Here is a 20,622-nt window from a genome sequence, read left to right as displayed (position 1 = left end):
ATTTCCTGCAACAAAAAGACCTAAATGAAACCATTTAGGTCTTCCTGTACGATATGGATAAACATCTGAAGCCTCAGATGTTCTATATTCCCATTAACGCTGCGCTGGCTCAATGCTGTCATTCTTCTCGTACCAGAAATCCAGCACCGTCGAAGACATGACGCGCTTCTCGATATATTCCACTTGCTGCGGCGTAAACTGCTCCTTCCACTCGAAGGAAAGCTCTTCGCATAGACCGGCAATCGTCAGAAGTTCGGACCAGGCAACATATCGTTTGTACCAGAAAAACTGAGGATGTTCAATCATATAGGGATATAGATCATCGAACTCCGTATGTTTACAGTCCAAAGCTCGTTCAAAGTGTACCTTCGCTTCATTCAGCTTCTCAATCATAAACGGCTCGGTTACAGGTTGTTTCCCCATGTTGCTGCCTCCTCTCTCATGCCTATACCTCTTCATTATAAGCGAAAATGCCCGGGGCGAAAAGAATTTGTTGTGATTTTAGGCTGAAAATTCGAATCGACAAGCGGTTGCCCACTTAAAAGAACAAGGTTCGCCAAGCTTCGCTTAGGGCGGCAGTTGGTATCGGCAGCGCGCGGATGCGACTGCATCGGCAGGATCGATCGGGATCACCTGCATCCCGGCTAGTCGAAATGAATATGTCCGTCCTCCAGCGAAGAAATGGTGACCAGGGATTCCACGCGAACATTCTGCTCGCGGAGTGTCCGCGCACCCGCCTGGAAGCTTTTCTCGATCACGACGCCAAGACCAACAAGCTCCGCGCCGGCCCGGCTGATAATTTTGATCAAGCCTCTGGCTGCATCGCCATTGGCAATAATATCGTCAATGAAGAGTACTCTGTCATTATCCCGTATATACTGCCTGGACACCATGATGTCGGTCACAATCCCTTTTGTAAAAGACGGAACCCGTTCGCATAAAGCATCCGGATCGGCGAGCAGCGTCTTTTTCCGCCGGGCGAACACCATCGGCACCCCGAGCTCCAGCGCAGCCGCAAACGCGACCGATATGCCGGAGGATTCCAGCGTAATCACCTTCGTCACGCCTTGATCCCGAAAACGCCTAGCAAATTCCCTGCCCATATCCATAATAAGAGCCGGGTCCACTTGATGCGTCAGCAGGGCGTCCAAGATCAGCACCTGATCCGACAGCACGACCCCCTCTTTAACAATCCGCTCCTTTAACCAATCCATCCACAATGACCTCCCACCCATTCCTTTGTCGTAAAAGTAACATATTCAACCCTTGTACGGCAAGTACAAACGCTCCACCCGTCACTTATCCGTCATGTAATTACACGGGAATTCGTCATTATACCTGACATTGGGAGTGGAGCCATCGGTTCACCTTACCATGTGCCCCTTCTGAAGCACGGTGTAAGGATGTTGCAGTGTGATGTTCGCTTGTGCGATGCTCGCCAGTGCGCTCCACGGCAGTGTGCTGCATGGCTGTGCGCTGCATGGCAGTGTGCTGCATGGCTGTGCGCTGCATGGCAGTGTGCTGCATGGCAGTGCGCTGCATGGCAGTGCGCTGCATGGCAGTGCGCTGCATGGCAGCGCGCCACGACAGTGCGCTTCCCGCCAGTGTGCTGGGAAGCGCAAGCACCAAGCACAATCCCCCTAAACCCAGCGTGGCAGGACAGGTTCGAGTCATGTCCATGCGCGGTCAGGCATACCTTGTACTATACACAGATGTGCCGATCACACCATTAGCAAGGGGGCTTAGCGCTTGAAGGATATTATCCGTGTTTTCCAGATCGCTTTCACATATATCGGAACCATCGTCGGCGCAGGCTTTGCCACCGGCCGTGAAATCCTACAGTTTTTTACCCAATACGGTCACTGGGCAACCCTTACCATCATTCTCGCAACCGGTTTGTTCATTTGGCTCGGCACGAAAATCCTGATGATCTCCAGGCGGATCGGCGCGAAATCGTTCGAGGATTTAAATAAATTTTTGTTCGGCTCGAAGTCAGGGAGCTGGATCAGCGTGTTCATGTTCGTCATTCTGCTTGGCGTCAACAGCATCATGCTGGCCGGCGCCGGGTCGGTGTTCGTGGAGCATTTAAATATCGGTTATCAGACCGGCTTGTTCGTAACCATGATCGGGGCCTACTTCATTCTGAGAAAGGGCATCCAGTCCATCATGACCATGAACTCGCTCGTCGTCCCCATGATGATTACATTATCCATTGCGGTGATCTCGCAGACGTTCCAGGCTCCCGGCGCCACCCGGTTTCTCACCTTAACGACGGATCAGAGCCTGCCCGCGGCATGGCTGGCCCCGCTTCTGTACACCGCCTTTAATTTGGTGCTGGCGATGCCCGTACTGGTGCCCCTCGGCAATCAGACCGAAAATACGAATGTCGTAAAATGGGGCGGCATCCTCGGCGGAGCGGGGGTTGGATTTATGCTGATGGCTGCCCATTTCGCCTTATCCGCGCAGATGCCCGGCATCGCCCAGTTTGAAATTCCGATGGGGAGCATTGCCGCTCATCTCGGCTGGTTCGTGCAAATGATCTACCTGATCCTGATCTTCCTCGAAATCTTCAGCACCTTCGTGGCGAATATATACGGGATAACACTGCAGGTGCAGCAGTGGACCTCATGGTCCTCAAGAACGATCACTTTCGGGATCATGCTGTTCTGCTATTTCTTCAGCCAATTCGGCTTCAGTTCGCTGCTGTCGCTGCTCTATCCGATCTTTGGCGGCCTCTGCCTGCTGTGGGTGCTGCGCCTCACCTTGTTCGGCACCCCCTTGACGAACACGAAGTAAGCGACCAGCATTTAATCGAAAAAAAGACCGGTTTCCTCCGACTGGAACCGGTCTTCCCTTATATTTACATTACGATGACTTGCGCCCCGGGAATACGCTGCCGGATCTGATCTGTAACGTGCGGATGACACGTCATCATGACGATCTGGCGGCTGTGCGACAGCTCGGATATCAGCTCCAGGACATACCCGAGCCGCCGGCTGTCAAAATTGACGAACAGATCATCGAGCATAAGCGGAATGCCCGCCGCATGCGGCATGGATTGTACCAGAGCAAGCCGCATCGCCAGATACAGCTGCTCCGCCGTCCCCCGGCTCAACTTCGCGCTCTCGACAAGCCCGCCGTCCGGCCGCTCGGCTAATAGGGCATGATCTCCCATGCGCATAACGATCCTGCTGTAGGTGCCGCCTGTAAGCTTCGAGAAATAGCGGGAAGCAAGCCGCAGCACCTGCGGCTGCTTCTCCTGTTCATAGAAGCGTCTTGTGCGCTCAATCAGCCCAGCTGCAATGGCGCGAACGGCATATTGGCTGACGAGCTCCTTCAGCTCTGCCCGCTGCTCCTCCAGCTGCTGGTTCGCAGAGTCGCGATTCCCGGCGGCCTCCAGCGATTCCCGCTCCTGCAGCAATCTTCCGCGCCGCTCCTGAAGCTCATCCCGCAGCTCAGCCAAAGAGGCATCGGCCGCCTCCCGCTCTTTGAGCATGGCCTCCAGCGCCGCACCGTCGGCCGATTCAAGCAGCTGTAAGACCTGGCTTCGGAGCTGGCTGCCCAGCCCGCTGAACATCGTGATTTCATGATGACGGACCGTGCGCTCCAGCTCTTCCTTTCGCCGTGCGGCAGCGCCCATCCGCAGATAGGCTTCCCCGTCGGCTGCCCCGGACAAGCCGAGCAGCTGTTCCTTCCGCTGCAGCACTGCCGAGCGGGCTTCGTCCGCGGCTGCCGCTTCTTCCTGCAGCTCCAAGAGCCGATGCCGAAGCGATTCCCGCTGTGCCGAAGCCTCTTGATACTGCTTCCAGCGCCGGTGCAAATCGCCGAGCAAAGACAGAATGGCATCCGGGGTAGTCAGGGACTCTCTGTTTCGCTCCGGGTCCTGTTCGCCCTGAGCCAGCTCAAGGCAGGAAGCCGCATAAGCCTTGGCATCTCGCGTTAGCTCAGCGATCTTTGCCGCTCTCGCTCTCTGCTGCCGCACGATCTCTTGCCCCTGCTCAATCGCACTAAACATATCCATCATCGCATCAGGCGACAGGCTCTGCGGCAGCAAACGCTGCATCAGCCAGGATTCCCACTGCCGCTCCAGCTGGACAAACCGCCTCTCTTCACTTTGAATTGCACTCTCGATCGCCGATCGCTCGGCAGCCTGGAGCTTAACCTTCTCCTCGGCCGAAAGGCACTCGGACGTCAAGCGGTCCAGCCGCTGACGCCATGCCTGCCAGGCATCCATGACCGATCGGAGCTCCCGCAGCTGAGCCTCCACCGCGAGCGGATCCCGCGCAGGCCGCGCTTCGGTCTTCGCCCGTCGGCTCCCCCGATACTCCAGCGTCGCAGCGGCAGCATGGTATGGACTGGAAACAAGCTCCGACAACAGTTGTTCAACCTCATGGGCATCATCTCCGCCGGGCTCCCCGGCAGAAGGGGAGGATTCCCGGGAAGGACTGTCCTTCACATTTCTTCGGCCGCTCCAGATCACATAGACCATACCCGCCAGCATGAGCACGCCGGATATAGCTGCTGCGCCGTTCGCACCGCTCCAGAACAGGAAGGACACCAGGACAACCGTTAATATGGCCATGACGGCAAGCAGGCCCGAATAAGCGGACGGCAGCCAGCCATGCTCGCTTGCCCCGGAAGCCTTAAGCTCAGGCAGGGCCTGGCTGAGCCTTCGCTCCCGCCAGCGCTCCGCCGTCTGCTGAAGCCGGCTCCATAGCATGGCCGTCTCTTGTGGCGAGCGGGGCTTAAGCATCGCAAAATTCTCTTTCCCCCGCTCCATCTCCTCGCGCAGCTGCCGCCGTGCTTCGCTTAATTCAGACTCCGCAGCGACTGCCGCCCGCTGGGCTCCGCGCAGCTCCAGCGACAGCTGCTCCATCCGGCGGTCATAGCCGGCAAAGGCAGCTCCGAGCCGCCGAACCTCCTCGCGTTCGGCCGCCGAGGTGGACAGCGCGAGCAGCTCCGCCTCGGTCCAGCCCGGATCGATGCTTCGCAGCAGCCCTGCAAGACGGTCGGCCTGGGCCGTTTGCTCTGCCGTAAGCTGTGCAAGCTCGCGGTTTCCCGCCTCATACAAACTCCGCTTGCCCCATAAATCCTCAATTCGCTGTCCCTGCTCCTCCAGCCATGTCAGCCGGGGCATGTCGGCAAGCTTCGCCTCGGTATCCCCGAGCGCACGCTCGATCCGCTGGATCTGCGCCTCCAGCTGCAGCAGCTCCTCTTCGATTCTCTCCCACCTCGCGGCACCCTCCGGCGGGAAGCTGCCGCAATCCGGCAAGTCGTCCAGCTCCAGCTTGGCCTCACGCCAAGCCAGCCACAACGGGCGGATATCAATCGCCTTGCGCAGCAGCGTTAGATCCTCTGCAGTGTCCGCGCGTTCAAGCTCCAGCCTCTCCAGCCGGTCCTCCGTTTCCCGGATAGCATCGATGACCTCGTTATAACGAGGGACATACGTCCTGCTCTCTGTCACCTCCGCCTTGAGCTGCTCGATGGACTGCAGCAGCTTTGCCGCATGCTGTACTTTGCCCCGCGGCTTATACAGCTTGTCCATCTCCTGCGTCAATCGGCGCTCGGCTTCCAAAATATTCGCGCCGCCGCCGATTCCGGCATGGAACAGATAGCCGCTGATCTCGGCGGACTGCAGGCTGCGAATTTCCTGCAGCTCGCTAAGCGAGATGGCAAACAGCTGCCGGAACATATCTTTCGATACACCGCCGAGCGCTTCCCGTTCAAGGTCATACTGCCCCAGCTCAAGCACCGTGCCGTCACCGGCCTGCTTCTGGATATGTACGCGTTCCTTCCGGCTTCCCGCAGAGCCCTCACTCGGCTGACCAAAGCGGCGGATCGTCCATAACGTTCCCTCATCGTCCAAGAAGCGCAATTCTCCCCCATGAACGCCGGAATCCGCCGGTTCACCGCGCTCCGCCGGCACACTCTTTCCGGGAAAGCCGTACAGCATTGCTCTTATAAAATACAGCACCGTGCTCTTACCCGCTTCATTCGGCCCGTACAGTACCGTTACCGGCGCCTCGATCGGGATACGCTTGTCCTGTACGCCGCCGAACCCCTGAATATGCAACCGCTCAAGCCTCATATCCCGGCACCTTCTCCCCGCTTAGACTCTTGAGTCAGCAGCGTAAGCGTCAGCTCCTCCGCCCTGCGCAGCCAGTCCAGCAGTTCTTCGGCGGGCATGCGTTCGAGCAGCGCCCGGATTTCGGCATGCTCCATCAGCGGCGCCAATGCATAGGGTACAATCCCGTCGTCCGCAAGCAAGCGCTGCTCCGACTGCTCCTTGCGAGCAAGACGGAGCAGTTCCCCGGCGAAGCTGTCCTCGGCAAGCAGACGGTCCAGATCAAGCACATCCCCGGATTGAAGCGCGAAGCCCTCGATCCAGACGCAGCCGCCGTAGCCCTGGGTCTTCGCCTTAGCCGCTTCCCTTCTCCTCATCTCGCTTAGCAGCTCATCGAGCACGTAGCCGTTTTCAAGCTGCCGGTGGACAGGACTGCGGCCCGTGATCATGACCCGGACCAAACTGAGCTTCTCCCTGTTTTCCTCCGCAACCTGCCCGAGCGTACGCTCCAGGTATTGCCTCCATTCGTCCACGCTGCCGCATCCATCGATCGGCGCTTGCACAAGGCTCCACCGCATGGAGTCCAGCTCATGGAAGCTCAGCACGGTGTTATACCCCTCGTCGACATCGACGACATAGCACCCTTTCGGTCCGGTTTCCTTGATATGCCGCCCTTGAATATTGCCCGGATACACAATATAGGGCGATTCCTGCAGCATCCGACGGGTATGGATATGCCCGAGCGCCCAGTAGTGATAACCGGCCTGCGACAAATCCTTCCGCGTGCACGGCGCGTACGTTTCGTGCTGGGCATCGCCATCCACATTCGCATGAAGCAGCCCGATATGATAAAGCTCCCGGGTTGCCTGCGGATAGGTAAGCGCAATATTATCCGTCACCTTCGATGTCGGATAGGACATGCCGGTGATCTGCGCCACCTCCCGCTTGTCCGAACGCCGGACGGCCGTCACCCGGGAAGGCTCGGCCCCGAACACTTGAACGTTCGGGGGCAGCTTCACCGCAAGCTTCGTGCTGTCCAGCGGATCGTGGTTTCCATGGATAACGTATACCGCTATTCCCTCCCGCGCCAAGGACTCCATCGCATCCAGGAAGCGAAGCTGCGCGCGGAGCGAAATGTTGGAACTGTCATAAATATCGCCGCTAATGACCATAAAATCCACCTGCTCGCTTACGGCAAGCCGAACCAGCCGTTCCAGCGCCCGGAAGGTCGAATCCTGAATGAAGGAGCGCATCCCGTCATCCAGTCCCCGCAGGCCGATGAACGGACTGTCCAGATGGAGGTCCGCAGCATGTATAAATCGAAATGAAGCCATAGCCGCTCTTTAGCTCTCTTTCTTCGGTTGATAATTCAAATACATTTTTTTCAGCTGATTGACTGAACGGGACAACGAATATTGGTTTTTCGCCTTATCCGACGCGGTCCGGGCCAGCTCATACCGGTACAGCGGGTCCACGATGACCTTCTCCAGGGCGTCCGCCAGCGCATTCGGATCCTCCGTCGGTACCAGCAGCCCGTTCACCCCGTCCTCAATCTGCTCCGCAATACCGCCGACATTGGTGCCGACTAGCGCAAGGCAGCTCAGCGCCGCCTCCGCGAATACGGAGCCGAAGGCTTCCGCCCTCGATGGCAGAACGAAGATATCAAAGAATGGCATGAATTCCTCGGGATGAAGCGTATAACCGTAAAATATCGTTTCCTGGTAAATGCCCAGCGATTTGGCCATCTCCTCCAGCTCTTGGCGAGCAGGGCCGTCTCCGATGATATGAAGGACATAATCATGGCCTTTTCGTTTCAGCTCGGCGCAAGCCTGGAGCAGAATATCCAGTCCCTTCGCAGGAACAAGGCGGCATACGGTCACCAGCTGAGGGACCGCATTTTCATGGGGAACCGGCTTAAAGCGCCGATCGTCGAATCCGTTATGGATGACCTCGATCGAATCGGCCTGATCCACATAGGGTGACATATAGGACTTGAAGGATTCCGAAACGGTCACCAGACGGTCGCTTATAAACTCAAGCTCTCTGTACAAAGAGGTGAGGAAACGGTGCTCGGGCCCGCCCTCTCGAATTTTCCCGTTCAAAATCAGCTCCCGCTCATAACTCGAATGGACGGTCTGGATAAGCGGAACCTCCGGGAACACGGCTTTCATGGACATGCCTGCAATCGGATGATGGCTATGAATGAGATCATAAGGCTTTTGGATGCGCAGCCGGGTCCACCATAAATAATCCCGGTAGGTCTGTATATATTTTGCAACAGTCGGGCTTTCCTCGAACTCCTTCCAATCAAAGGTATGAAAGACCGGATCCTCGTGGCCTTTATTGCGGATCCGCTTCGGGAGCCAGAACATCTCCATCTCCCATCGGGAGGAATGGAACCGTTCCTGCAAATATGGAATCATCGACGATACGCCGCCCGGCTGTTCAGGAGGGAAGAATAATGCTTGAAGAAGTTTCATGGGGATCTCCCTTTCTATAAATCTCTTTCTTTAAATCTCTTTCCAGAATCTTTTTCGATATGATATATTAGAACATATGTTTCATGCAAAGGAAACCTACAGGAGTGAAGCCATTTGTCCACAGATTTGACCTCTTGGTCGACTTCGCCTCTGCCAATGATATTCGCTGTCTGCGGGGCTTGCATCGCGTTCATGATGCTGATCATGTGCCTTTTTATGTACAGCAGGCAGCGGAAGAGCGCATATATTTATATGGCGGCCGCTTTCTCTTTCATTATGACACACGAGGGTCTGAACATCCATTCGGCATGGATCGGAATTGTCGATTTTTCGCCTGAACCGATCGTGCTTCGCATCATCCGCCTCTTCTCATTCGTGCTGCTCAATATGTCCGTTGTCATGCTGTACCGCAAAATCAAGACGATGCATTACTGGCTCCCGCTGCTGACCGCCGCCCTTCTATTGCTTCCGCTGATTCTTCCATCATTTCTGTCTTTCACCATTGATCCGGTCTGGCAAAGCGTATATTTTGACGTCATCTTGCTCTGCGCTTTATATGTCGCCTTTACGAAAGGGGTTCCGCGCATCGGGCAGCCCGTGAAATATGCGGTCGGACTTGCCGCCTACGCTCTGTGGTTCGCGCTTCAAGCCGTACAAACCTACACAGGCATCGTATCCATCCCGCTGCAGGGCTTTGCGCTCGCGCTCCCGGTGTTGTTCTACACCCTTGTATTCTTCATCCTGTTCCGGCGGATCGTAGAGCTGATGCAATCCATCTATCGCTCGGCGATCACGGATGGCTTGACCGGCCTATACAACCGGAGACATTTCATGAAATACCTGGATCACTACACTGCCCAGGCTTTGAAGATATCCGCAATCTTCTGCGATATTGACAATTTCAAGAAGCTGAACGATACCCAGGGCCACGCCAGAGCCGATGAAGTGCTGAAGCAAGTGGCCGCCATCATGGAAGAGGAGCTGGACGGGATCGGGATTACCGGCCGATACGGAGGCGAGGAGCTGGTTGCGCTCGTGGTGGATCGCAAGATCAAGCCCTCCCAGGTTGCCGAGAATATCCGGGCCCGCGTGGCAGCGGAGACCATCGTGACCATCAGTGTCGGATACAGCGTGCTCCGTCAGGGCGTCCAGGGGGACGAGCTGATGAATCAAGCCGACAAAGCGATGTATCATTCAAAAACGACGGGTAAGAATAAGGTTACCGATTACCGCTCTTTGGAGGAATTGCTCAATGAGCCGAAGGAAGCCGCCGTCCAGTAAAGGCCAAGGCCGTCCCTTAATCAGGGCGGTCTTTTTTTGCGGCAGAGCGGGTCGTAATGTATTCTTTACGAGCAGCGCTGCCGCGTGATAAACTATTGACCGTTCCTCAAGAGCCCGGGAAGTTGCCGCATGGAATTCGCATGATGTTTCGTCCTGGCGCGGCCGCCTTCCTAAGTGCCGTTACCTTATAGTTGCTTCTGCGTGAGCTGCTCGTGGTTACGAGAGAGAACAACGGATATTTTGCACGAAAAGGAGCTGCTGACCGGATGGGAAAGGAACAACTGCCCGCCGACTTCGTCTCCCGTATGCAGGAGCTGCTTCGAGAGGAGTCGGACGATTTTTTTGCCAGCTATGACACGCCCCGTACGCAAGGCCTTCGTCTTAATCTGCTGAAGGCAGAACAGGCTGCTGAACCTGTTCGGAACATCCTGCGGGATTTCCGGCTGACACCGGTTCCCTGGTGCGATACAGGTTATTATTACGATGAAACGGTACGTCCCGGCAAGCATCCGTACCATACTGCCGGACTATATTATATTCAGGAACCCTCGGCGATGTCAGCGGTAGAGCTGCTTGACCCGCAGCCGGGAGAGACGATCCTTGACCTTGCTGCGGCGCCGGGAGGAAAAACCAGCCACATTGCTTCCAAAATGGCGGGACGCGGCCTGCTCATCGCCAATGAGATTCATCCGGAGCGGGCCCGAATCCTCTCCGAGAATGTGGAACGAATGGGGATTTCCAATGCCGTCGTGACCAGTGCTGCACCGGACGAGCTCTCCCGGCGCTTCGCCGGATGCTTCGACCGGATTATGCTGGACGCCCCCTGCTCGGGCGAAGGGATGTTCCGCAAGGATCCCGGCGCGATCGAAGAGTGGTCGCCTTCCCACGTGGAGCTATGCGTCTCCAGGCAATGGGACATTGTGCAGGACGCTTGTGCCATGCTGAAGCCTGGAGGCACGTTAGCCTACTCCACCTGCACCTTCAACGAAGACGAGAACGAGAACATGGTGCAGCGCATCCTTGGCCGGTATCCTGAGCTTCAGCTTCGCGGCATGAAGCGCCTGTGGCCGCACCGGGAACGGGGAGAAGGCCACTTCGTGGCCATCCTCGTCAAGAACGCGGAGGGAGGATCAGCGGGCGAGCAGCCTCACACGGAGGCAGAGTCCAAGCGAGGCGGCAAATCACGCCGCGGAGACAAGCCCTCGGCGGAGCGATCCGCCCTTGAAGCGTTTAAAGCGTGGGCAGAGCAGGACTTACCGGGCCATGAGCTGCCTCCGGGCGCTCCTCTGTTGTTCGGGGATGAGCTTTACTGGCTGCCGGCCGGCGAAGGCTGGAGCTGGAGCGAGCATCAGCTGCGCGGGCTGAAAATTCTCCGTGCCGGCCTTCATCTCGCCCACCTTAAGAAGAACCGGATCGAGCCCGCCCACGCGCTCGCGATGGCCAGCAAGCCGGAGCAAGCCGCGCGCGCCGTCGATCTGCCCCCGGATTCGGTCGAGGTCTCGGCCTACCTTAGGGGTGAAACGCTATCGGTTCCAGCCGATTATAAAGGATGGACCCTCGTGACGACCGACGGGCTGCCGCTCGGATGGGGCAAGGCCAGCAGCGGACAGCTCAAGAATCACCTGCCTAAGGGCCTGCGCCAGTTTAAGTAATGACAGTGACATTTAAGGCTCCTTCATGCTTGACGACATTGCGGTAGATTCATGTGAACCGTCATTCAAGCAAATAAGGCGCTGCTGCAGCCACATATCCGTGGTTGCAGCAGCGCCTTGTTTTATGCGCGGAGCATAATAGCACTAGGACAAGCAGTATTTGACCAAAGCTTCGTGAACGCCGTCTTCGTTGTTGGACGCGGTCACCGCATTCGCAGCAGCCTTTACCTCGACCGGCGAGTTGTCCATGGCAATGCCCATGCCGGCAAATGTAAGCATCGTAATATCGTTATAATAGTTGCCGATGGCAAGCACCTCTTCCTGCCGGTATCCCCTTTTCGCGGCAAGCTGCTTCAGCGCACTGCCCTTGGAGGCCTCCGCATGCATCAGATCGATGAAGTATTCGCCGCTGCGGAGCATGTTAAGGGTCATCGTCCATGTGCTCCAGTCCTTGAGGACGGCGTCCATATCCCCGGGTTCGCCGAAGGCGGTAAATTTGACAACCGGGTCGGGCAGCTCCTCCCAGGCCGGGAGATTGCTCGGCATCATCAAGTAATTTTCATACATATGCCGGACAGGGCCTGCAAGCTCCTCCACATTGTCTACATACATCTCGAAGGCTGTATTGATGTCGAAATGAACCCCCCGCTCCCGGCAATAGGTCATAAACGGATCCAGCTCCGCCTGCTCCATGCCGAACTGGTGAACGATTCGCTTCGTTTCAACCTCCACCGTAGCCGCCCCGTTATGACTGATTACATAACCGCCGAGCCCCATGCTCTCCATGAACGGAATCGAGTTGAGCGGTCCGCGGCCCGTGCACAGCACGATCTCAATCCCCTGCCTTGCAGCTTCCATCACGGTGTTCCTGGTTACCTCGGTTATTTCATGCTCATCATTCAGAAGCGTCCCGTCTACGTCAAGCGCTACTAATTTGTATGCCATTCTCTACCCATCCTTATCCACTTTTTATCGTTGTCTATATCTTTAGCTCGTCCATTTTATTCGTCCGTCGCCCGTCCGATCCCGGCCAGCTCCGCTTTCGTCAGCTCCCGGTAAGATCCGATCTCGAGCGATTCGTCCAGCCGGAGGGTTCCCATACTGATCCGCTTGAGGTAAATCACCTTTTTGCCGACCGCTTCGAACATTCGTTTGACCTGGTGGAACTTGCCTTCATGGATGGTCAGCGTAATGCGGGAGCGGATGCTTCCATCGCCTTGCTCTTCCAAGGCGTCGATAACGAGCTCCGACGGCAAGGTTACATAACCGTCATCCAAGGTCACGCCCCTGGAAAATTGCCGGATATCCTCCTCGTCCACCCGTCCTTCGACGATCGCCTGATAGGTCTTAGGCACATGCTTTCGGGGTGACAGCAGCTCATGTGCGAGCTTGCCGTCATTGGTCAGCAGCAGCAGACCTTCCGTATCTTTATCCAATCTTCCAACGGGAAAAGGCTCGAATACAAGATACTTTTCATCCAGAAGATCCAGTACCGTCCGTTCCCGCACATCCTCCGTCGCAGAGATCACGCCTGGAGGCTTATGCAGCATGAGATACACAAACTCCCGATAGGCGATGGTTTCCCCATCGATTTCGATCGAATCCGTATACGGATCCACATGCTTCCCCGGATCCTTTACGACAGTGCCATTCACTACAATGCTGCCGCTCTTGGCCTTCTTCTTCAGCTCGGCCCTGGAGCCGAACCCCATATTGGACAACACCTTATCCAACCGCTGTGTCGTTCTTCCCTTTGCCCTCATACGGATGTCCACCTCCAACCTGCCGGATATTCGTTCTTAAGCATGCCGCCCTGCCATTTGCCCCAGCCTGCCGAGTAGCCATCTATACAGACTAACACATATCCCTTTCCTTCTGCAGCCCCGAAAACTTGCAGCCGCTCCTCCGGTATCGACAGCGTCTCGCCCTTCAGGTAACGGATCGCTTCCCCGTCTTCCGAATGCAGGCTGATCGTCCGCACGAATTCCTCAGCGCGAAGAGCGGTTGCCAGCGGGTGGCCGGGAACAAAGCGTTCGTTCTTGATCTGACCCATATACCACCCGGGGCGAATCACCTTGAGCCTCTCCAGGCGTTCTTTCGGTAACGGGGACAAATACACATGATTCCCGTAGGTAACCGTATAACCATGTAGAGTTCCTGGCAGATCCCCCCTCAGAAACGTTGTAAAAGGTTCCAGCGAGATGGAGTCGGCAGGACGCCCGGAGCCTTGCTGGCGAGTCGAATCATGCTGACCGCCTCTTCCGCCTCCGCGCGGATTGCCTTTGCGCGGATCCCGGAGGGACCCCCGTCCCTTGCGTTCGCTTCGCTTCTCCTTACCGGATGTGACCGCCAGGTGGCCGCCGGCAGCAGTATCCACATGAACAGGGGGCGCTTGTTCATCAGCTTCCTCCATCCGTGCAAGCTCGCCTTCCCGGCGCAGAACGGCAACAAAATGGCCTTCCCCTTGAACTTTATGCGGCCACAGCCTGCCTGTTCCGGCGACCTGCTCGCGCACTTCAGCGGAGATATGTTCCATGTGCCGAGCTAACCACTCGGTTTCCCCCGGCGAAAACGGGCCCGAATGATCGATCGGTATGACCCGGAAATCCGGATGCTTCATCAGAAGCTCTGCAATCATTCCCTCATTCTCCTCCGGCGAGAAGGTACATGTAGAATATACAAGCGTTCCTCCCGGACGCAGCATCTTCACGGCTGAATGCAAAATGTCGCGCTGCATTTCGGCAAACGTCAGCGGGGACGACTCCTCCCAATATTTCAGCATCGACTCGTCCTTGCGGAACATGCCTTCACCTGAGCAGGGTGCGTCAATCAGTATTTTCGTAAAGGCCTCGGGAAAGGCCGCGGCAATCCGCTCCGGGCTGTCATTAAGCACAATGGCATTGCGTACCCCGTACATTTCCAAGTTTTTGGCCAGCGCTTTGGTGCGGTCCGGATGCAGGTCATTGCTGACCAGCACCCCCTTGCCCTGCAGCTTGGCAGCTATTTGCGTCGATTTCCCGCCCGGTGCGGCGCACAGGTCCAGCACGACATCGCCCGGCTCAACGCCAAGGAGCTCAACCGGAGCCATGGCGCTCGGCTCCTGAATATAATACAGCCCCGCATGATAATACGGATGCCGTCCCGGGCGCTCCCCTTCTTCAATATAATAGCCGGTCTTGCACCAAGGTATCGGGTCCAGCTTATATGGCGAGATGCGGCGGAAATCTTCATCCGAAATCTTCAGCGTGTTGACCCGGATCCCGGCAAACGGAGGCTGTTCGTAGGATTTCATAAAATTGTCATAGTTCGGTCCCAGCAGTGTTTTCATCTTCGCCTGGAACGGCGAGGGCAGACGTAATGCCATGTTTAGTACCTACCTGTTCTGTATCAGATCTGTTGCTCGCTTATTTCGTCAATATGTAGCGGCGTTTCGCATGTTCCGCTCCTACCGTTAATATTGTATAATAAACTACATTAAAAAGGACAAGTCCTTATAGAGGTTGTTCAAAAAGTCGTCTTTTGATCACGAAGGGGGTCATAAAGTAACTCGACCTTTTTGAACTCTCACTTGTGCGCTTATTATTAATCCTTAAGGGGTGTATTCATGAATCGAAAAAAAAAGAATAACTACACAGCGCTTTACGCATTCGGAGGCGTATTTGTTGTCCTTGTTGCGGCGCTTGTCATTCTGAACCTCTCGGGCGGGAAGAGCGACCTGTACGGCGGCAAGAAAATATCCAGCCTGAATCCGGCTACGCAAGAGCTGCTGAATGATCCGAACTATCAGAATATCATACTTCCGGATCAGTTGAAGGACAAGGTCAACAACAAGGAGAACTTCTTCGTATACTTCTTCGCATCCGACTGTCCGCATTGCCGGGCGACAACCCCTGAACTGATGCCGCTGGCCAGCGACGCCGGCATTTCACTGCACCAGTACAATCTGCGTGAATATCAGGAAGGCTGGAGAGATTACAATATCGAGTTCACCCCTACCCTTGTCTACTTCGAGAACGGTGTGGAGAAGGAACGCATGGTCGGCGGTTTGAAGCCGGAAGGTGCATCGGAAGGGTACAGCTTGGACGATTTCAAGCAATTCCTGGACAAATATAAAGGGAGTGTGACGAAATGAAGCGCACTCGGGCCATCCTATTTACCTTCATTCTGTCAGGCATGCTACTTGCCGCATGCGGCGGCAAGGAATCTGCTACCGCAGGGCATCATCATGGGGCCGCCTCCGAACGGTATGAAACAACGGCAAGCGTGAGCGAGATGCCGAAATTCCTATCAAGCTACACCGACAATACGCAGGCGACCTATGCGACGGTCGGCGAACTGGAAGATATCATTAAAGAGATCAAATGCTACTGCGGCTGCATGGACGAGGAAACCGGCTATCACGATTCCCTTCACCGCTGCTTCATCGCCGAGAACAAGGACGGCGAGGTGAAATGGACGGACCATGGCGCCCAGTGCGGCATATGCCTTACCGAGCTTCAGGATGCGAAGCGGCTTCATGACGAAGGCAAATCCGTCGATGAAATCAAGCAATTTATCGACAATAAATATAAAGGCACCGAGTCCTGATTCGATATATTTGCAAAAAGAAGAGCTGCTCTCAAGTAGATTATTCTACTGACGGGCAGCTCTTGTTTATCTTTTCTATATCTTGCGCTAACTCCTTGATCGATATTTCCGACCATGCATTTCGCTTCCCGGATTAAGAGGACAATCCTTGCTTCGCACGCGGCCGTTCCGGCTTACGCCGCTGCGGCACATTCGGAGGAATATGCCTCGAGGCCTCATCGACGGCTTTCCGAAGCTTCGGATCCACGATGTCGATCGTCAAATCCCGATACGGAATCGGGTATTGCTCGTACCCGGACAGTCCGCGGACATACTCCCGCATCTCCTCCACCAGTTTTCCCATCCGGATGCCCAGCTCATCTTCGGCATAGCCTTCGAGCTTGTTTACGGCGCTGCGAAACATCTTCAATCCGCCCCGAATGTTATCGTTCCGGAAATGGAACAAGGCGACAGCCGCTTGAAGGAGCCCCTTGTATCTCGGATCCTTATCCGTATCGAGCCAAAGCTCCTCCAGCACCTCATGACATTCGAAATAGTCCCGGTCCCGGTTGAAGTAAACGAGGAACGCTACGTACAGCCGCTCATACATCGTACTCGTTCACTTTCTTCTTGGCCTGTGACAACAGCTCCTTCACCTCGTCCAAGAGCAGCTTCATTTCCTCCATGTCATGCTCCTGCCAGATGGCGTTAAAGCGCTCCTGGAAGGAGATCGCTTCGTTGACCAGGTGGAAAAAATACAGCTGGTGAATCGCATGCAGCACCTGGGTCGTTATGTTGGAATCATCCTCGAACCGACGCTGCGCTTCCAGTATTTCCTCGCGGATGCTGGACATTTCGGTATCGAGCGTGTTCGCCGCTTCTCCGGCCTTTTTCAGACGTTCCCGGATATCGTCAGGCAGGCTTTCTCTATATTTATAGCTGAGCGAGTGCTCGATCGTAGCCCAGAAATTCATCGCAAGCGTCCGGATTTGAATCTCGGCTAGCACCTTCTTCTGCCCGAGCGCGGTCTGCACCGGATACTCGATGATCATATGGAAGCTGCGATAGCCGCTTTCCTTAAAGTTTGTTATATAATCCTTCTCATATAATACCGTCAGGTCCTTCCGTGCCCGAATATACTCGGCAACCCGCCGGATGTCTTCCACGAATTGGCACATGATCCGGATGCCCGCGATATCCTCGATTCCGGTTTCCAGCTGATCCATAGGAACATTAAGGCGTTTTGCCTTGTCCAGAATGCTCGATATCCGCTTGACCCGGCCCGTTACGAATTCGATAGGCGCATATTCCTCCCGTTTCTTCAGCTCTGCGCGCATCGTCTTGAATTTGACCTTCAATTCTTCAACGGTCTGCTCGTACGGAAGCAAAAATGTCCCCCAGTCTCTAACGTCCATTGCCCTTGCCTCCTGTCTTTACCCCTTTACCGATGATTCGCCCCGACAGCTTCGGAAATATGGCTGAAGCCGTCCTTGGCCAGCAGCTGCCTCAAACCGGCGTGCAGCTTGCGGTTGACCTCGGGCCCTTCATAGATAAGTGCCGTATAAATTTCTACCAGGCTGGCGCCTGCGCGTATTTTCTCATAGGCATCGGCTGCCGTGAAGATTCCCCCGGAGCCGATGATCGGCAGCGCTCCGCCGGTCTGCTTATAAATCCTGGAGATGATTTCAGTCGAGCGCTCGCGCAGCGGCTTCCCGCTGAGCCCGCCGGTCTCTTTGGCGTTGGTGTGCGTAAGCCCCTCCCTGGAGAGCGTTGTGTTGGTAGCAATAATGCCGGACACCCCGCTGGCACGGATCGTCTCCACCATGTACTCCAGCTCGGCATCGCTCACGTCCGGCGCAATCTTGACGAGCACAGCCTTCCGGCTGCCGTGAATCTCCGCCTGCCGGTTCATCTCGTTCATCACCGCTTCCAGCAATGACGAGAGCTCGCTGCCGTGCTGCAAGCTCCGCAGGTCCGGCGTGTTCGGCGAGCTGATATTCACCACGAAAAAATCGCCATACGGAAACAAAGCCTGGATGCAGGCCTCGTAGTCGCCATTCGCCTTCTCGTTCGGCGTAACTTTATTTTTACCGATGTTGACCGCTACCGGAATCCGGCGCTCCTTGAGCGCGGACAGCCTCTTCGCCATCGCATCGGCGCCTTCGTTATTAAAGCCCATTCGATTGATGAGCGCCTCATCCGGAGGCAAACGGAACAGCCTCGGCTGTTCATTACCCGGCTGGGCTTTCGGCGTAACCGTACCAACTTCCATAAAACCAAAGCCGATGGAGGAAAATCCCTTGACGGCTTGCGCATTTTTATCCAAACCGGCGGCAAGCCCGACCGGTGTCGGGAAGTGAAGTCCGAACAGGTCCACGGCCAAATCCGGGGTTTCGCTCACGCCATACATCCCCCGCATGACCGCTTCCGCGCCGATGACGCCGGAGGCACGCCCAAGGCCGCCGACCACGAGATGGTGGGCCTTTTCCGGGTCCATTTTGAAAAATAAAGGTTTGCCTATATTGCGGTACAGCACATCGACTCTTCCTCTCATCCAATTAATTTCTCTACCCTTCAGTTTATCCGTTTCCGCCGTAAAAAGAAAGTTTTTGGGCATAAACCGGGCGCGCTTGCGTACGGACATGTTATGGATTTTTGGGCGCAAACCCTATACAATATAAGGAAATCAGCGATTATTTCATTGAGAAAGAAGGGAACGCCATATGTCAGCCAAACGAAAGCCTCCAGTCCTGCAGCAAAAAAAAGAAGAGGTTAACAAGAAAGCTCTGCTGTGGATCGGCACAGGCATCGCACTCCTTGTTATCCTCATTATCGTACTGATTGTGATTTCCCAGCCTTAATCAAGCCAGTGATACACTTTGGCGGGGTTGGTCTGACCCTGGCTGTGCTTCAGCTTGAAGCGCTCTTTCGGCGTCCACAGGTCGTCAGGCAGAACCCCTTCCCGAATTTTCACCGAGGTTCCCATCGGAACGAGATCGAACAGCTCTTCGACATCCTCTTTCAGCATCCGGATGCAGCCCTCGGACTCGTCCGCGCCGATGCTGTCCAAATCCTCCGTGCCGTGTATCGCGTACTGCGTATCGGATAACTGCATGCCTCGTGTGCCGTAGGGGCCTCTGGTCGTCCCATTCGGGTTAACCACCTTATCGCTGATCTGAAAATCCCCAAGCGGCGTCTTGGCTCCGCCAAGCCCGACCGCATAGTTCCGAAGCATGATCTTACCGCTGACCACGGCGAGGCGATGCTTGTCCTTGTCAATGATGACCTGCAGCGGCTCCTTGAAATACGGAGCTCCGTCCGGCGAGGTGCCCCAGTATCCGGGCTTGTCCGCCGCTTCTCCTTCTTCCGCATTCCCCTTGGCATCGTCTTGTACCTTGCCGGGAGGGGCATCGTCCTGTTTCAGCTGAATCAGGACATCAAACATGTCCTCCATCGCAGTCGAGCGCCCGGACAGCCAGTTGTTCGGAAACGGCCGAGTCAGCTCATCCAGCGAACTCGGCAGCCGCCCGTGCCGTGTTTGATAGTTCTCCACCGCCTTCTCCAGCACGGCCGTCTCCAATTGCAGATCCGCCCACTGCTTCGCGCTGCGGGCCAATCCCGCACTGCTTTGCGGCTCGCACTCGCATTCTCCGGCAGCTCCTTCGAACGGCGTAATCGCTATTTCCCCTGCCCGGTCCCGATGCAATGCATATAACCGCTCCATATCGCTGCTCCAGAGCAGCCACTTGCCCCGGAGAGGCATACCAAGCGCAACCGACCATGAAGGTAATTGCTCGGGATGCATTAGAAGGCGAGGCAATGCGCTGTCTCCCTCTTCGTCCGCCCCGTCGCCGGCTACTGCGTTCCTGCCTTCGGCCACAGCTGTGAACATCGGTTTACCCGCACGTTCGCCCACCGCTTGCCTGATCGCCGCTGCGGAAGCCGGGGCTTCAGGCTGAGCATCGGCTTCCGCCGGCAATCCTCCCGGATATCCCGGAGCTTGCGCAGGCGGAATGAGAACGAGGAGCAGCAGCGCGAGGGCTACCAGCCAGCGCCGGTTCCGCCTCCGCTTGAGCTCCTTCTCCCGCTCGAGCTGCAGCAGACGCTGCTCGTAATTTTTCCATATGTCCGAAGGGACTTTGCTTAGCTCGAAGGCCTCGTATACCTCCTCAGCCCGGTTATAGCAGTAAGTGGCCTTGCCCTGCTCTCCTGCCCGCTCGTACTCCTTGCCCAGCAAATACCAGGCCATCTTGTTATCGGGATGGGTCTCCACATACCTTTTAAGGTACATTGAATTGTTCATATGAGAGCCTCCAATACGGCTTCAATTGTTATCTAGATCTGGATATGTCCATATCCTTTATATCGGATCCTGCATCCGGAATATGTATAAATTACAGATTGATGCCATATGTCATTCTAGCCTTATGTCCTTATGTCATGCTAGCCCCATATTTTCTGCCCCATGTCATCTTAGTCTTACGCCACTCTCTCGTGTATGTCGCTCGCAATTATCGTCATTTGCGCATACGAAAAACGTCCCCTGCCGCTGCAGGCAGGGGACGTAAGTTATGAGTTC

At 55.8% G+C, this 20,622-nt stretch carries 18 protein-coding genes; 6 read left to right on the top strand and 12 right to left on the bottom strand.

The genetic code is table 11. The features are described 5' to 3' along the window. Positions 1-93: 93 nt before the first annotated feature. Positions 94-423, bottom strand: a complete 330-nt coding sequence (locus tag NSQ46_RS09175; protein ID WP_007127733.1) for a hypothetical protein — start codon at positions 421-423, stop codon at positions 94-96. Positions 424-644: 221 nt separating this feature from the next. Beyond that, positions 645-1,214: a xanthine phosphoribosyltransferase gene (locus NSQ46_RS09170; RefSeq protein ID WP_007127732.1), complete on the bottom strand. Its 570-nt coding sequence runs from the start codon at positions 1,212-1,214 to the stop codon at positions 645-647. A gap of 535 nt (positions 1,215-1,749) precedes the next feature. On the opposite strand from NSQ46_RS09170, the gene NSQ46_RS09165 reads away from it, so the two are divergent. Then, positions 1,750-2,796: a membrane protein gene (locus tag NSQ46_RS09165; protein ID WP_007127731.1), complete on the top strand. Its 1,047-nt coding sequence runs from the start codon at positions 1,750-1,752 to the stop codon at positions 2,794-2,796. A 64-nt stretch (positions 2,797-2,860) separates the two neighbouring features. Here the strand turns inward: NSQ46_RS09165 and NSQ46_RS09160 are convergent, their stop codons facing one another. The 3 genes from NSQ46_RS09160 to NSQ46_RS09150 are packed head-to-tail and all read right to left on the bottom strand — an operon-like array spanning position 2,861 to position 8,544. Next, positions 2,861-6,088: an AAA family ATPase gene (locus NSQ46_RS09160; RefSeq protein WP_342576663.1), complete on the bottom strand. Its 3,228-nt coding sequence runs from the start codon at positions 6,086-6,088 to the stop codon at positions 2,861-2,863. Further along, positions 6,085-7,398, bottom strand: a complete 1,314-nt coding sequence (locus NSQ46_RS09155) for a DNA repair exonuclease (RefSeq protein ID WP_213614647.1) — start codon at positions 7,396-7,398, stop codon at positions 6,085-6,087. Before NSQ46_RS09155 ends, NSQ46_RS09160 begins: the two co-directional genes overlap by 4 nt. Before the next feature lie 9 nt (positions 7,399-7,407). After that, positions 7,408-8,544 carry a glycosyltransferase family 4 protein gene (locus tag NSQ46_RS09150; protein ID WP_342576662.1) on the bottom strand — a complete coding sequence of 379 codons (1,137 nt, stop codon included), beginning with the start codon at positions 8,542-8,544 and terminating at the stop codon, positions 7,408-7,410. Positions 8,545-8,658: 114 nt separating this feature from the next. Between NSQ46_RS09150 and NSQ46_RS09145 the strand changes: the two genes are divergently transcribed. Together NSQ46_RS09145 and NSQ46_RS09140 are read left to right on the top strand one after the other, a co-directional pair. Then, positions 8,659-9,825, top strand: a complete 1,167-nt coding sequence (locus NSQ46_RS09145; protein ID WP_007127727.1) for a GGDEF domain-containing protein — start codon at positions 8,659-8,661, stop codon at positions 9,823-9,825. Between the two features lie 266 nt (positions 9,826-10,091). Next, positions 10,092-11,477, top strand: coding sequence for an RsmB/NOP family class I SAM-dependent RNA methyltransferase (locus tag NSQ46_RS09140; protein WP_342576661.1), 1,386 nt, complete (start codon positions 10,092-10,094; stop codon positions 11,475-11,477). A gap of 144 nt (positions 11,478-11,621) precedes the next feature. On the opposite strand, the gene NSQ46_RS09135 is transcribed toward NSQ46_RS09140, so the two are convergent. From NSQ46_RS09135 to NSQ46_RS09125, 3 genes are read right to left on the bottom strand one after another with little or no spacing between them, the layout of a single operon-like run. Further along, positions 11,622-12,422 (bottom strand): Cof-type HAD-IIB family hydrolase, encoded by an 801-nt coding sequence (locus NSQ46_RS09135; RefSeq protein ID WP_007127725.1) that lies wholly within the window; start codon positions 12,420-12,422, stop codon positions 11,622-11,624. 56 nt (positions 12,423-12,478) lie between these two features. Next, positions 12,479-13,240, bottom strand: coding sequence for a pseudouridine synthase (locus NSQ46_RS09130; RefSeq protein ID WP_342576660.1), 762 nt, complete (start codon positions 13,238-13,240; stop codon positions 12,479-12,481). Next, positions 13,237-14,841 (bottom strand): RsmB/NOP family class I SAM-dependent RNA methyltransferase, encoded by a 1,605-nt coding sequence (locus tag NSQ46_RS09125; RefSeq protein WP_342576659.1) that lies wholly within the window; start codon positions 14,839-14,841, stop codon positions 13,237-13,239. The genes NSQ46_RS09130 and NSQ46_RS09125 overlap by 4 nt, the downstream gene beginning before the upstream one ends. 240 nt (positions 14,842-15,081) lie before the next feature. Between NSQ46_RS09125 and NSQ46_RS09120 the strand changes: the two genes are divergently transcribed. Together NSQ46_RS09120 and NSQ46_RS09115 are read left to right on the top strand one after the other, a co-directional pair. Next, positions 15,082-15,609: a thioredoxin family protein gene (locus NSQ46_RS09120; RefSeq protein ID WP_007127722.1), complete on the top strand. Its 528-nt coding sequence runs from the start codon at positions 15,082-15,084 to the stop codon at positions 15,607-15,609. Continuing rightward, a complete protein-coding gene (locus tag NSQ46_RS09115; RefSeq protein ID WP_028405189.1) occupies positions 15,606-16,064 on the top strand; it encodes a PCYCGC motif-containing (lipo)protein in 459 nt (152 codons plus the stop codon). Before NSQ46_RS09120 ends, NSQ46_RS09115 begins: the two co-directional genes overlap by 4 nt. Before the next feature lie 133 nt (positions 16,065-16,197). On the opposite strand, the gene NSQ46_RS09110 is transcribed toward NSQ46_RS09115, so the two are convergent. The 3 genes from NSQ46_RS09110 to NSQ46_RS09100 are packed head-to-tail and all read right to left on the bottom strand — an operon-like array spanning position 16,198 to position 18,579. Next, on the bottom strand, positions 16,198-16,653 hold the full coding sequence (locus NSQ46_RS09110) for a DUF309 domain-containing protein (RefSeq protein WP_007127720.1): 456 nt from the start codon (positions 16,651-16,653) through the stop codon (positions 16,198-16,200). Then, positions 16,646-17,458, bottom strand: coding sequence for a GTP pyrophosphokinase family protein (locus NSQ46_RS09105; RefSeq protein WP_007127719.1), 813 nt, complete (start codon positions 17,456-17,458; stop codon positions 16,646-16,648). Before NSQ46_RS09105 ends, NSQ46_RS09110 begins: the two co-directional genes overlap by 8 nt. 26 nt (positions 17,459-17,484) lie before the next feature. After that, positions 17,485-18,579 (bottom strand): quinone-dependent dihydroorotate dehydrogenase, encoded by a 1,095-nt coding sequence (locus tag NSQ46_RS09100; RefSeq protein ID WP_007127718.1) that lies wholly within the window; start codon positions 18,577-18,579, stop codon positions 17,485-17,487. A 187-nt stretch (positions 18,580-18,766) separates the two neighbouring features. Between NSQ46_RS09100 and NSQ46_RS09095 the strand changes: the two genes are divergently transcribed. Next, positions 18,767-18,904, top strand: coding sequence for a hypothetical protein (locus NSQ46_RS09095; protein WP_007127717.1), 138 nt, complete (start codon positions 18,767-18,769; stop codon positions 18,902-18,904). Here the strand turns inward: NSQ46_RS09095 and NSQ46_RS09090 are convergent. Further along, positions 18,901-20,346 (bottom strand): L,D-transpeptidase family protein, encoded by a 1,446-nt coding sequence (locus tag NSQ46_RS09090; RefSeq protein WP_007127716.1) that lies wholly within the window; start codon positions 20,344-20,346, stop codon positions 18,901-18,903. The two genes, NSQ46_RS09095 and NSQ46_RS09090, sit on opposite strands and share 4 nt — an antisense overlap. Positions 20,347-20,622: the final 276 nt, after the last annotated feature.

It is taken from the genome of Paenibacillus sp. FSL M8-0142 (assembly GCF_038597315.1).
In the GTDB taxonomy this organism is placed as follows: domain Bacteria; phylum Bacillota; class Bacilli; order Paenibacillales; family Paenibacillaceae; genus Paenibacillus_AQ; species Paenibacillus_AQ lactis.
This window is presented reverse-complemented; position numbering and strand designations above follow the sequence as displayed.

What these genes read in the sequence shown, in the direction of transcription:
- NSQ46_RS09155 (WP_213614647.1), bottom strand. Translation starts at nt 7,398, where the DNA reads ATGGCTTCATTTCGATTTATACATGCTGCGGACCTCCATCTGGACAGT.
- NSQ46_RS09110 (WP_007127720.1), bottom strand. Translation starts at nt 16,653, where the DNA reads ATGTATGAGCGGCTGTACGTAGCGTTCCTCGTTTACTTCAACCGGGAC.
- NSQ46_RS09130 (WP_342576660.1), bottom strand. Translation starts at nt 13,240, where the DNA reads ATGAGGGCAAAGGGAAGAACGACACAGCGGTTGGATAAGGTGTTGTCC.
- NSQ46_RS09125 (WP_342576659.1), bottom strand. Translation starts at nt 14,841, where the DNA reads ATGGCATTACGTCTGCCCTCGCCGTTCCAGGCGAAGATGAAAACACTG.
- NSQ46_RS09095 (WP_007127717.1), top strand. Translation starts at nt 18,767, where the DNA reads ATGTCAGCCAAACGAAAGCCTCCAGTCCTGCAGCAAAAAAAAGAAGAG.
- NSQ46_RS09170 (WP_007127732.1), bottom strand. Translation starts at nt 1,214, where the DNA reads ATGGATTGGTTAAAGGAGCGGATTGTTAAAGAGGGGGTCGTGCTGTCG.
- NSQ46_RS09175 (WP_007127733.1), bottom strand. Translation starts at nt 423, where the DNA reads ATGGGGAAACAACCTGTAACCGAGCCGTTTATGATTGAGAAGCTGAAT.
- NSQ46_RS09120 (WP_007127722.1), top strand. Translation starts at nt 15,082, where the DNA reads ATGAATCGAAAAAAAAAGAATAACTACACAGCGCTTTACGCATTCGGA.
- NSQ46_RS09150 (WP_342576662.1), bottom strand. Translation starts at nt 8,544, where the DNA reads ATGAAACTTCTTCAAGCATTATTCTTCCCTCCTGAACAGCCGGGCGGC.
- NSQ46_RS09115 (WP_028405189.1), top strand. Translation starts at nt 15,606, where the DNA reads ATGAAGCGCACTCGGGCCATCCTATTTACCTTCATTCTGTCAGGCATG.
- NSQ46_RS09135 (WP_007127725.1), bottom strand. Translation starts at nt 12,422, where the DNA reads ATGGCATACAAATTAGTAGCGCTTGACGTAGACGGGACGCTTCTGAAT.
- NSQ46_RS09140 (WP_342576661.1), top strand. Translation starts at nt 10,092, where the DNA reads ATGGGAAAGGAACAACTGCCCGCCGACTTCGTCTCCCGTATGCAGGAG.
- NSQ46_RS09090 (WP_007127716.1), bottom strand. Translation starts at nt 20,346, where the DNA reads ATGAACAATTCAATGTACCTTAAAAGGTATGTGGAGACCCATCCCGAT.
- NSQ46_RS09105 (WP_007127719.1), bottom strand. Translation starts at nt 17,458, where the DNA reads ATGGACGTTAGAGACTGGGGGACATTTTTGCTTCCGTACGAGCAGACC.
- NSQ46_RS09160 (WP_342576663.1), bottom strand. Translation starts at nt 6,088, where the DNA reads ATGAGGCTTGAGCGGTTGCATATTCAGGGGTTCGGCGGCGTACAGGAC.